9 protein-coding genes are annotated in these 11,092 nt (G+C 59.9%); 3 read left to right on the top strand and 6 right to left on the bottom strand.

The genetic code is table 11. The features are described 5' to 3' along the window. The first annotated feature begins 149 nt into the window (after positions 1–149). Positions 150–1,151 carry an HTH-type transcriptional regulator GalR gene (galR, locus tag F3J39_RS10295; RefSeq protein ID WP_039379986.1) on the top strand — a complete coding sequence of 334 codons (1,002 nt, stop codon included), beginning with the start codon at positions 150–152 and terminating at the stop codon, positions 1,149–1,151. A gap of 626 nt (positions 1,152–1,777) precedes the next feature. Here the strand turns inward: galR and F3J39_RS10290 are convergent. Continuing rightward, positions 1,778–2,230 carry a GNAT family N-acetyltransferase gene (locus tag F3J39_RS10290; protein ID WP_175540455.1) on the bottom strand — a complete coding sequence of 151 codons (453 nt, stop codon included), beginning with the start codon at positions 2,228–2,230 and terminating at the stop codon, positions 1,778–1,780. Beyond that, positions 2,230–3,483, bottom strand: coding sequence for a diaminopimelate decarboxylase (lysA, locus tag F3J39_RS10285; RefSeq protein WP_104085478.1), 1,254 nt, complete (start codon positions 3,481–3,483; stop codon positions 2,230–2,232). The genes F3J39_RS10290 and lysA overlap by 1 nt, the downstream gene beginning before the upstream one ends. A 109-nt stretch (positions 3,484–3,592) precedes the next feature. Here lysA and F3J39_RS10280 point away from each other — a divergent pair, with 109 nt between their 5' ends. Continuing rightward, entirely contained in the window at positions 3,593–4,534 is a 942-nt protein-coding gene (locus tag F3J39_RS10280) for a LysR family transcriptional regulator (protein ID WP_094112156.1), read from the top strand. On the opposite strand, the gene F3J39_RS10275 is transcribed toward F3J39_RS10280, so the two are convergent. Next, positions 4,510–5,673, bottom strand: a complete 1,164-nt coding sequence (locus tag F3J39_RS10275) for an MFS transporter (protein ID WP_071668563.1) — start codon at positions 5,671–5,673, stop codon at positions 4,510–4,512. The two genes, F3J39_RS10280 and F3J39_RS10275, sit on opposite strands and share 25 nt — an antisense overlap. 291 nt (positions 5,674–5,964) lie before the next feature. On the opposite strand from F3J39_RS10275, the gene F3J39_RS10270 reads away from it, so the two are divergent. Further along, complete coding sequence (locus F3J39_RS10270; RefSeq protein WP_104085477.1) at positions 5,965–6,591, top strand: hypothetical protein; 627 nt, start codon at positions 5,965–5,967, stop codon at positions 6,589–6,591. Between the two features lie 51 nt (positions 6,592–6,642). Here the strand turns inward: F3J39_RS10270 and lysS are convergent, their stop codons facing one another. The 3 genes from lysS to recJ form a co-directional block, all read right to left on the bottom strand. Beyond that, positions 6,643–8,163, bottom strand: a complete 1,521-nt coding sequence (gene lysS / locus F3J39_RS10265; protein WP_039380000.1) for a lysine--tRNA ligase — start codon at positions 8,161–8,163, stop codon at positions 6,643–6,645. 9 nt (positions 8,164–8,172) lie between these two features. After that, positions 8,173–9,271 (bottom strand): peptide chain release factor 2 gene (gene prfB, locus F3J39_RS10260; protein WP_104085475.1). Its coding sequence is split into 2 segments (ribosomal slippage): positions 8,173–9,195 and positions 9,197–9,271, totalling 1,098 coding nucleotides; the frame shifts between segments, so codons are not numbered across the junction. A gap of 94 nt (positions 9,272–9,365) precedes the next feature. Beyond that, entirely contained in the window at positions 9,366–11,090 is a 1,725-nt protein-coding gene (recJ, locus tag F3J39_RS10255) for a single-stranded-DNA-specific exonuclease RecJ (RefSeq protein ID WP_104085474.1), read from the bottom strand. Between the last annotated feature and the right edge of the window lie 2 nt (positions 11,091–11,092).

Below are 11,092 nucleotides of genomic sequence, written 5' to 3'. Positions count from 1 at the left end.
GAGGCTGCACTCCGCCAGAAGCCTGCCTGTGAGCGGCTGATTTTCCGCGCTTTTGCGACAACGCTGGCATTCTGATCGCTTGCGGCCCAGGGGCTTTTCCGTAACACTGATGCGATGTGTAAACGTTTTCCCTGGATGTCGATAATTGCATGGCTACCATAAAGGATGTTGCCCGTATGGCCGGGGTGTCGGTTGCGACCGTTTCCCGTGTTATCAATAACTCTCCCAAAGCCAGCGAAGGTTCACGCCTCGCGGTAACCCAGGCGATGGAGCAGCTGCAGTATCACCCTAACGCCAATGCGCGCGCGCTGGCACAGCAATCTACTGAAACGCTGGGGCTGGTGGTGGGTGATGTATCCGACCCTTTTTTTGGCGCGATGGTAAAAGCGGTGGATGAAGTGGCAGGCGAGACCGGCAACTTTCTGCTGATTGGTAACGGTTACCATAATGAACAAAAAGAGCGGCAGGCGATTGAGCAGCTGATGCGCCATCGCTGCGCGGCGCTGGTGGTGCATGCCAAGAAAATTCCGGCAGACGATCTGGAGATGCTGATGCGTCAGGTGCCGGGTATGGTGCTGCTGAACCGGCTGATCCCGGGCTTTGAGTCACGCTGTATTGCGCTTGACGATCGCTATGGCGCCTGGCTCGCCACCCGGCATCTTATTCAGCAGGGCCATACGCACATCGCTTTTATCTGCTCCACGCACACCATTTCTGATGCAGAGGATCGCCTGCAGGGCTATTACGATGCGCTGCGGGAACACGGCCTGCCCTGTAACGACCGCCTGGTGGCCTGGGGTGAGCCTGATGAAACAGGCGGTGAGCAGGCGATGACGGAGCTGCTGGGCCGCGGCAAGTCTCTGACGGCCGTCGCCTGCTATAACGACTCGATGGCTGCTGGCGCGCTGGCGGTGCTAAGTGATAACGGCATCCGCGTACCAGAGGAGATGTCGCTCATCGGGTTTGATGATGTGCTGGTGTCACGTTACGTGCGTCCGCGCCTTACTACCGTGCGCTATCCTATTGTCACTATGGCGCAGCAGGCGGCACAGCTGGCGCTGGCGCTGGCGCACGGCAGCGAGCTGCCTGAAGTCACTAATATGTTCAGTCCGACGCTGGTGCGGCGTCACTCAGTGGGTGGGCCTGGATAAGTGATGCGCCGGGAGCTTTGCGCTAAGCAGCGCGCGGCACCGGAGGGGTTCCGCCCGCCTGGCTTCTGGCAGTTTCAGCGGCATTCCCGCACGCGGACGGGCTAAGGGGCGGGTGGGCGCGACCCTTAGCAATCCGCGCCCGGCGCTGCGGATAGCGCCCCCCTCCCCGCCTGCAAGTTCTTCGTTTCTTTTTTTAAATTTGGTTTGGTGTGCGCTGAGGCTTCTCTACAGAACCTTCAGCCATAAGACACTTGTTGAAGAGAAAAAAAGCAGCAGCAGCGGGAAGCGCCATCCGGGTCCGCCGAGGGAGGGCACGGTTCCGGGATGAGCCGACAGGACGTCGGCGAAAGGCCGCGGTGAGCAGGAGCGAATGGCGGCCGGTCCCGGGGAAGCGGGCGTGAGCGAGGGAACCGCGCAGCGGCGGACGGGGCTGGCGCAGGGCCGGGGAGTGCAGAGGGCGCGGCCAGGCGTCCTCTGCCCGGTCGCCGTGCCGGAGCACAGGCTGCTGCCGCCGCTGACGGCGAACGGAACCAGCCTCGGGGCCCCGTAGCGAACGGAACCAGCCCCCGGGCCCCGCAGCGAACGGAACCGGCGCCCGCCCCCGTGGCGAACGGAACCGGCCTCCGTCACAGATCCTGCTTATACACCCTCACCCGCTCGGCGGGAAACTCCAGCGCTTCGCAGACATACTCCCAGCCGTGCCGCTCGTAGTAGCCGGAAAACGTTGACCAGAGCCAGATACGCGCGTGGCCGCGATCGCGGGCGAAATCGATCACGTGCTGCTGCAGCGCCTCGCTCACGCCCTGACCGCGTGAGGCGGGATCGACATAGAGCGCTGCCGCCCACGGCCAGAGATCCTGGCGGCTGATCAGATCGCAGCGCCAGAAACCGATAGTGCCCAGCGGAATATCGTGCGCGTCCAGTGCGACAAACGTCACCGGCAGATCGGCACCGTTCAGGCTGCTGCGCACGACACTGTGATAAAACTCACGCGTTGTGCCATCGCCAAACGCCTGCCACAGCCAGTCAGTTATCTGACTGGCGTGATGCGGCACGCTGCTGAGCGGCAAAATACGCATCAGTTCAGCTCCAGCGCCAGCAGCTCCTGAATCGTCTGCGCGCGGCGGATCTCACGCACGCTGCCGTTTTCAAATAGCACTTCCGGGATCAGCGGGCGGCTATTGTAGTTAGAGGACATGGACGCGCCGTAAGCACCAGTGTCGTGAAACACCAGATAGTCGCCAGGCTGCACCGCAGGCAGCGCGCGGGTCTCCACCTTGCCGCCCTCCTGCTGGGTAAACACATCGCCTGATTCACACAGCGGCCCGGCGACCACACTCTCCTGCGTGGCTGCACCCGGCGTACGGCCATCAGCGGGCAGTACCGAGATATGGTGATAGCTGCCATACATGGCCGGACGCATCAGATCGCTGAAGCCCGCATCGACCAGCACAAAGTGACGGCTGCCCATCGCTTTGACCGCCCGCACCTGCGACACCAGCACGCCTGATTCAGCGACCAGAAAGCGGCCCGGTTCAATTTCCAGCTTCACCGGATGCCCGAGGTGTGCGGCAATCCGATCGCGCGCGCGGCTCCAGAGGCCAAAATAGTGGTCGGTATCGATCGCTTCTTCATCAAAGCGGTAGGGAATAGAGAGCCCGCCCCCGGCTGAGATGGCGCTGAGATCCTGACCAAACGCAATCACCTGGTCGACCATGGCGTCACACACCTGCTGCAGATGCGCATAATCCACGCCGGAGCCGATATGCATGTGCAGCCCCACCAGCTGCAGACCGTGCTGCTGAATCGCAGCCAGCGCCAGCGGCAGATCGCCATACCAGATGCCGTGCTTGCTGTTTTCGCCGCCGGTATTGGTTTTCTGGCTGTGACCGTGACCAAAACCAGGATTGATACGCAGCCACACTTTATGGCCCGGCGAACGCGCGCCCAGCTGGTGCAGCATATCTACCGAACCGGCGTTTACCGGTACCTGCAGCTCAGCCACGCGCTGAAGCGTCGGCAGATCCAGCAGGTCCGCCGTAAACACAATGTCCTCACCGCCCGGTTCAAATCCCGCCGCCAGCGCGCGTTCAATTTCACCCAGCGAGACGGAATCGACTTTTACCCCGGCCTGACGCATCAGGCGCAGAATATGAATGTTTGAGCAGGCTTTCTGCGCAAAGCGCACCACATCAAACTGGCTGAGCTGCGCAATACGCTGCTGAATAATGGCGGCGTCATAGGCCCAGAACGGACCGCTGTAGCGCTGCGCCAGCGGCAGCAGATGGGTAGCGTTAAGCGCAGATTCGGTGGTGTCTAACGGACGTGGCATAACAATTCTCCTGTACTGTTGCCCTCATTTAGCCACACCACATCAATTCACAGAAATATCTGTTTTAGCGGCAGCTATGCAAATATGATATGCCTTTAATGGAGGAGCGATGGCGAACATCAACTGGCGGCATATTGAGATTTTCCATGCGGTGATGACCAGTGGCAATCTGACGCAGGCCGCCGCGCTGCTGCACACTTCGCAGCCCACCGTCAGCCGTGAGCTGGCGCGTCTGGAGCAGCAGCTGGGACTGACGCTGTTTGAGCGGGTGCGCGGTCGTCTGCAGCCCACGATGCAGGCGCTGAGTCTGTTTGAAGAGGTGCAGCGCTCCTGGTACGGACTGGACCGGATTCTCGATGCGGCGGAAGGATTACGGCAGTTCCGGCATGGCGAGCTGTCGGTGGCCTGCCTGCCGGTATTTTCCCAGTCGCTGCTGCCGCCTCTGCTGCAGCCCTTTATGCAGCGCTATCCGCAGGTGAATCTGAACATCATTCCGCAGGAGTCGCCGCTGCTGGAGGAGTGGCTGTCGGCGCAGCGCTACGATCTTGGCCTGACTGAGACACAGCATGCGCCATCCGGCACGGAACGCCTCTCGCTGCTGACCTGCGATGAAGTGTGCGTTTTGCCGCCGCAGCATCCGCTCTGTCAGCGTGATGTGCTGACACCTGCCGATTTCCATCAGCAGAATTTTGTCAGCCTGTCGCGGCATGACAGCTATCGTCAGCTGCTGGATGCGCTGTTTCTGGAACAGAAGGTTGAGCGACGGCTGGTGCTGGAGACGCACAGCGCCGCGTCGGTATGCGCGATGGTGCGCGCCGGGGTTGGCTTATCGATTGTAAATCCGCTCACCGCGTTGGATTACGCGGCGAGCGGCGTGGTGATGCGGCGTTTCAGTATCAGCGTGCCGTTTACCGTGAGCCTGATCCGCCCTCAGCACCGGCCCGCCTCTGCGCTGGTTGACCGCTTCTGCCACCACCTGCAGCAGCAGGTGGCAGCATTTCCGGGGCTTATCGCCGCGCAGCTTGATCAGACGCGGACCGTATCGCCCTGACCGTTAGCGTTGCGGAAGGTGATGACACACACCACCAGGCCGACAGCGGCGATGGCGGCAGCCGCAACCGGCACTGCCGTCAGGCCGTAGCCGCGCGCAATAACGGCGCCGCCTACCCAGGCACCCAGCGCGTTACCCACGTTAAAAGCAGCGATGTTGAGCGTGGAAACCAGGTTCGGTGCCTCTTTGCCGTGGCGCACCACGTTGATCTGCAGGCCGGGTACAGTGGCAAACGTCGCCATGGCCCACAGGAACAGCGTAATTTCAGCCAGCCAGAGCGCATGGCTGGTCCAGCTGAACAGCAGTGAGAACAGCGCAATCAGTGAGAAGCTGAGGATCAGGCTGAAAGAGACTTTCCAGTCCGCCAGCTTGCCGCCAATGATATTACCTGCCGTCAGGCCGGCGCCAATCAGGAACAGCGTCCAGCTCACGCCGCGGTCGCTGATGCCGGTGACCTGAAGCAGCAGCGGCGCAATATAGCTGAACAGCGCAAACATCGCCGCGGCAAAGCAGACCGTCATCAGCAGCGACAGCCAGAGTCGTCCGTTGGCCAGCGCACTAATCTCACTGGCCAGATGAACCGGCTTCTCTTCTTTATTTGCCGGCAGACTGACAATCAGGGCGATAAACGCCAGAATGCCGATAATCGCCACGCCCCAGAAGGTGGCACGCCAGCCAAACAGCTGACCAAACCAGGTGCCAAGCGGCACGCCAAGCACGTTTGCCAGCGTCAGCCCGGTAAACATCAGCGCCACCGCTGACGCCTGACGGCCGGGCGCCACCAGGCTTGCGGCCACTACCGATCCAATGCCAAAGAACGCGCCGTGGCAGAGTGCGGTGACCACACGCGCCAGCATCAGCAGGTTATAGCTATAGGCCAGCGCGCAGAGCACGTTACCGATAATAAAGATCACCATCAGCAGACTCAGCGTGCGCTTGCGCGGCAGGCTGGCGGTCAGCAGCGCCATAATCGGCGCGCCAATCGCCACGCCGAGCGCGTAACCGCTGATCAGCCAGCCGGCTGAAGGAATCGACACCTGCAGATCGCCTGCCACTTCCGGCAGCAACCCCATGATGACAAACTCCGTGGTGCCAATGGCGAACGCACTCAGCGCCAGCGCCAGTAATGCAACAGGCATAACACACTCTCCCAAGATAATTTTGCAGGCGGGCCGTACTGCGAACACAGCACGGTAAAACAGAACGCTTATTAATATTTGAACTGCGTCACGCTGCATTAAAACACAGCCCTGGCAGCGCAACCACCCTGTGCGCCGCAAGGCTATGTTGCCGGCGCGGCAATAATCAGCGCCGGTCCGGCTTGTGGCGCGGTGGCGGATAGTGATAGCGTTGCCCGGTTTTCAGCCGGCGGAAGCGGGTAACGGTCAGAACGCAGCGCGCAGGTGAGCGCCCCACAGGAGAAAAAAGAGATGCGCTGGATAATTGCGCTGGCGGCGTGCTGCCTCAGCGGCTGCTCGGTTGGACACTATGAATACAGTAAAGAAGCTGCGCGCCGGGTGGATATGACCGTTACCGGTATTCCCACCATTCTTGGGGTCGGCACGCTGGGCACGACTATCCCGCTCACCGCCGACTACAGCCTGACGGCGGCACACGTGGCGAAATACTCACTCTACCGGGTAAAAGCCTGGCACCCCGACTGCGATCTCGCCGTGGTTTACCATAAAAACCGGGCGGGCAACCTGCCGCCGGCGTTCCGTAACGGCCACATTGGCGATCGCGTAAATCTTTATGGCTATAGCTTTATCTCTGCCCTGCCGGTCGCCTCCAGCGGAGAGAACCTGGTGAATACCACGCTGGTAAACAGCTGGAACAAAGCAAACTGTGTGGTGGTGGCGGCCAGTGCTGGCGTAGTGAAAGGTATGTCAGGCGGCGCAGTCTATAACGCCAGTGATGACACGCTGGCTGGGGTGATCACAGGATACAGCCGGCGGATCGATGATAACCAAAGCGGAAAAACGCTGTATAGCGATGTGGCACTCTACATACCCTATGCGCGTTTTCAGACGTGGCTGGCAGAGGCGATTGCGCCGTGATAACTGCTGCCCGACTCTCGCCAGCGGGAGAGAGACGGGCAGCGCCTGCCGTTACTTCGCCGTCGGGCGCAGCGCCGGGAACAGGATCACATCGCGAATGGTGTGGCTGTTGGTAAACAGCATCACCATACGGTCGATACCGATACCGAGGCCAGCCGTTGGCGGCAGTCCGTGCTCCAGCGCGGTGACGTAATCTTCATCGTAGAACATCGCTTCATCATCGCCGGCATCTTTTGCATTCACCTGCTGCAGGAAACGCTCTGCCTGATCTTCAGCGTCGTTCAGCTCTGAGAAGCCGTTACCGATCTCGCGACCACCAATAAAGAACTCAAAGCGATCGGTGATTTCCGGGTTCTCATCATTACGGCGCGCCAGCGGTGAAACCTCTGCCGGGTATTCGGTGATGAAGGTTGGCTGAATCAGATGGGCTTCCGCCGTCTCTTCAAAGATCTCCGTTACCACGCGGCCCAGACCCCAGCTTTTTTCCACTTTGATATGCAGCGCACTGGCGATCGCTACCGCTTTATCAAAGTCTTCCAGGTCAGCCAGGTCCGTTTCCGGACGATATTTTTTGATCGCTTCACGCATCGTGAGCTTCTCAAAAGGCTTACCGAAGTCAAAGGTATGTTCGCCATAGGCCACTTCAGTGGTGCCCAGTACGTCCTGCGCCAGCGTGCGGAACAGGCTTTCGGTCAGCTCAATCAGATCTTTGTAATCTGCATACGCCATATAGAGTTCCATCATGGTGAACTCAGGATTATGGCGCGGCGAGATGCCTTCGTTACGGAAGTTACGGTTGATCTCAAACACGCGATCGAAGCCGCCTACAACCAGACGCTTCAGATAAAGCTCCGGCGCAATACGCAGATACATATCGATATCCAGCGCATTGTGATGGGTGATGAAAGGACGCGCAGAAGCGCCGCCCGGGATCACCTGCATCATTGGCGTTTCCACTTCCATAAAGTCGCGGTTTACCATGAACTGGCGAATACCCGCCATGATTTTCGAGCGTACCTGGAAAGTGTGGCGCGATTCATCGTTGGAGATGAGATCAAGATAGCGCTGACGATAGCGCGTCTCCTGGTCAGCCAGGCCGTGAAACTTGTCCGGCAGCGGACGCAGCGCTTTGGTCAGCAGGCGCAGTTCTGAGATATGGATTGAAAGCTCGCCGGTTTTGGTTTTGAACAGCTTACCGCGTGCACCCAGAATATCGCCCAGATCCCACTTCTTGAACTGCTCGTTATAGACGCCTTCCGGCAGATCGTCACGTGAAACGTAGATCTGGATCTGACCGCCAACATCCTGCAGCGTGGCAAACGACGCTTTACCCATGATGCGGCGCGTCATCATACGACCGGCAACGCTCACTTCCACGCCCAGCGCTTCCAGCTCTTCGTTGCTCTTGTCGTCATAGCTGGCGTGCAGCCGATCGGAGGTGGTGTCACGACGGAAATCGTTGGGAAACGCCACGCCCTTTTCACGCAGCGCGCTGAGTTTTTCGCGACGCGCTTTCAGTTCATTATTTAACTCAAGTGCGGCGTCAGCGTTCTGCGGTTGTTGTTCAGACATGTCGGTTCCTTATAGCCCTGCTTTTAAACTTGCTTCAATAAAACGATCCAGATCGCCATCCAGCACCGCCTGAGTATTGCGGGTCTCTACGCTGGTGCGCAGATCTTTGATGCGGGAGTCATCCAGCACGTAAGAACGAATCTGGCTGCCCCAGCCGATATCCGATTTGTTCTCTTCTGCGGCCTGCTTGTCAGCATTTTTCTTCTGCATCTCATATTCATAGAGCTTGGCGCGCAGCTGTTTGAAGGCCTGGTCTTTGTTCTTGTGCTGTGAACGGTCGTTCTGACACTGCACCACAATGTTGGTCGGCAGGTGGGTAATACGCACCGCAGACTCCGTTTTGTTAACGTGCTGACCGCCCGCACCCGATGCGCGGTAGACGTCAATGCGCAGATCGGCCGGGTTGATATCGATATCGATATTGTCATCCACTTCCGGATAGATAAACACCGAACTGAACGAGGTGTGACGACGGCCGCCGGAGTCAAAAGGACTCTTGCGCACCAGGCGATGGACGCCGGTTTCCGTACGCAGCCAGCCGTAGGCGTAGTCACCAATCACCTTGATGGTGGCGGATTTGGTGCCCGCAACTTCGCCTTCCGACTCTTCAATGATCTCGGTTTTAAACCCTTTGGCTTCTGCCCAGCGCAGATACATGCGCAGCAGCATGCTGGCCCAGTCCTGCGCTTCCGTACCGCCGGAGCCTGCCTGAATATCCATGTAGCAGTCGGCGCTGTCATACTCGCCTGAGAACATGCGGCGGAATTCCAGCTCACCCAGCTTTACTTCCAGCGCGTCGAGCTCAACCACGGCTTCGTTGAAGGTTTCTTCATCGTCCGCTTCAACCGCCAGCTCCAGCAGGCCCTGCACATCTTCCAGGCCCTGGTGCATCTGATCGAGGGTTTCAACGACGGCTTCGAGCGACGCGCGCTCTTTGCCGAGCGCCTGCGCGCGTTCAGGTTCATTCCAGACGTCCGGCTGCTCCAGCTCGGCGTTTACTTCTTCAAGACGTTCTTTCTTGGCATCGTAGTCAAAGATACCCCCTAAGAACGCCGCTGCGCTCGCTAAGGTCCTGGATACGATTTTTGACCGGATTAATTTCAAACATGGCTTTTCAGTCTTTTTTGGCGATACGGTGAGAAAAGATAAAGTAACGCATGAGTTTACCCGAAAGCGCGCGCGGTTTGTAGCGGCGCGCGCGGTCAGAGCGGCCAGATATGATCGATTATCAGCTGCACGGAACGGTTACCGCGATACTCGTTGATATCCAGCTTATAGGCCAGCTCAACCTGCCGCACGCTGGTATCCGGCCAGAGGCGGGTATCAACATTAAACGCGATACCGTCCAGCAGCGGTCCGCCGCCGAGCGGTTCCACCATCACTTTCAGGTGACGCTCGCCCACCAGCCGCTGCTGCAGCAGTTTAAATTTGCCGTCAAACACCGGTTCCGGGAACGCCTGTCCCCACGGCCCCGCCTCGCGCAGCATTTCAGCGGTATGCAGGCTGAACTCCTGCGCGTGCAGCTCACCGTCTGACCAGACCACGCCCTGCAGCGCTTCTCCATCCAGCCACTCATCAATCAGCGCAGCAAAGCGCTCGCGAAACGCATCATACTTATCCGTTTCCAGCGAGAGTCCTGCCGCCATCGCATGGCCGCCGAACTTGATAATCAGCCCCGGATAGAGCGTATCCAGCCGCTCCAGCGCGTCACGCAGGTGCAGTCCGGCGATTGAGCGACCCGATCCTTTTAGCGTGCCATCGCCCGCGGGCGCAAACGCAATGACCGGCCGGTGAAAACGCTCTTTCAGGCGCGATGCGAGGATCCCGACCACCCCCTGGTGCCATTCGGGGTGATAAAATGCCAGGCCCAGCGGCAGGTCGCTATGCTGACGCTCCAGCGCATCGCACAGCGCCAGCGCTTCGCTTTTCATGCCCTGTTCAATTTCTTTGCGCGTCTGGTTCAGCGCATCCAGCTCGCTGGCCAGCATGCGCGCCTGCGCAATATCCTCGGTCAGCAAGAGCGCCACGCCAACCGACATATCGTCAAGCCGCCCCGCCGCGTTAAGACGCGGGCCAACGGCAAAGCCGAGATCGCTGGCTGCCAACTGACGCGCATCGCGGTTTGCGATCTCCAGCAGCGCCCGAATACCGGCGCGGCATTTACCGGCGCGAATGCGGCTCAGCCCCTGCCACACCAGAATGCGATTGTTCGCATCCAGCGGCACCACGTCCGCTACGGTGCCGAGCGCGACCAGATCGAGCCACGCGGCCAGATTGGGTTCGCTGCGCTGGGGGGTAAACCAGCCCTGCTCGCGCAGATGCGCGCGCAGCGCCAGCATCAGGTAGAACGCCACGCCGACGCCTGCCAGCGCGCGCGACGGAAAAGCGCTGTCGCTGAGGTTAGGATTAACAATAGCGTCGGCGGCCGGCAGCGTTTCGCCCGGCAGATGGTGATCGGTGATCAGGACCGGGATGCCGTGCGCTGACGCCGTTTCGACGCCCGCGTGCGAGGAGATGCCGTTATCCACGGTGAGGATCATCTCCGCGCCGCGCGCACGCGCCTGCTCCACCACTTCCGGACTCAGGCCATAGCCATCGTCAAAGCGGTTAGGCACCAGGTAGTCCACGTTGCCGCCCATGCTGCGCAGCGCCAGCACGGTCAGTGCGGTGCTGGTCGCGCCGTCGGCGTCAAAATCGCCGACGACCATAATGCGCTGGCCGCCCGTAAGCATCCGGTGCAGCAGCGCAACCGCAGCCTCTATACCGCCGAGGCTCTGCCACGGCAGCAGATATTTTGCCCCGCGCTCCAGCTCTGCTGCGGTTTTAACGCCGCGATGCAGATAGAGACGGCGCAGCAGAGGCGGCAGGTCGTCAGACAGGCTGGCATCAGCCGGCAGCGTGCGCCGACGCAGTTCTGTAGTGTGCATCA

It is taken from the genome of Pantoea sp. Acro-807 (genome assembly GCF_011752675.1).
Taxonomy (GTDB): domain Bacteria; phylum Pseudomonadota; class Gammaproteobacteria; order Enterobacterales; family Enterobacteriaceae; genus Pantoea; species Pantoea eucrina.
The sequence above is the reverse complement of the archived record's forward strand: the minus strand, read 5'-3'. Positions and strand labels throughout refer to the sequence as shown.

What these genes read in the sequence shown, in the direction of transcription:
- galR (WP_039379986.1), top strand. Translation starts at nt 150, where the DNA reads ATGGCTACCATAAAGGATGTTGCCCGTATGGCCGGGGTGTCGGTTGCG.
- lysS (WP_039380000.1), bottom strand. Translation starts at nt 8,163, where the DNA reads ATGTCTGAACAACAACCGCAGAACGCTGACGCCGCACTTGAGTTAAAT.
- recJ (WP_104085474.1), bottom strand. Translation starts at nt 11,090, where the DNA reads ATGCACACTACAGAACTGCGTCGGCGCACGCTGCCGGCTGATGCCAGC.
- lysA (WP_104085478.1), bottom strand. Translation starts at nt 3,483, where the DNA reads ATGCCACGTCCGTTAGACACCACCGAATCTGCGCTTAACGCTACCCAT.
- F3J39_RS10270 (WP_104085477.1), top strand. Translation starts at nt 5,965, where the DNA reads ATGCGCTGGATAATTGCGCTGGCGGCGTGCTGCCTCAGCGGCTGCTCG.
- F3J39_RS10275 (WP_071668563.1), bottom strand. Translation starts at nt 5,673, where the DNA reads ATGCCTGTTGCATTACTGGCGCTGGCGCTGAGTGCGTTCGCCATTGGC.
- F3J39_RS10290 (WP_175540455.1), bottom strand. Translation starts at nt 2,230, where the DNA reads ATGCGTATTTTGCCGCTCAGCAGCGTGCCGCATCACGCCAGTCAGATA.
- F3J39_RS10280 (WP_094112156.1), top strand. Translation starts at nt 3,593, where the DNA reads ATGGCGAACATCAACTGGCGGCATATTGAGATTTTCCATGCGGTGATG.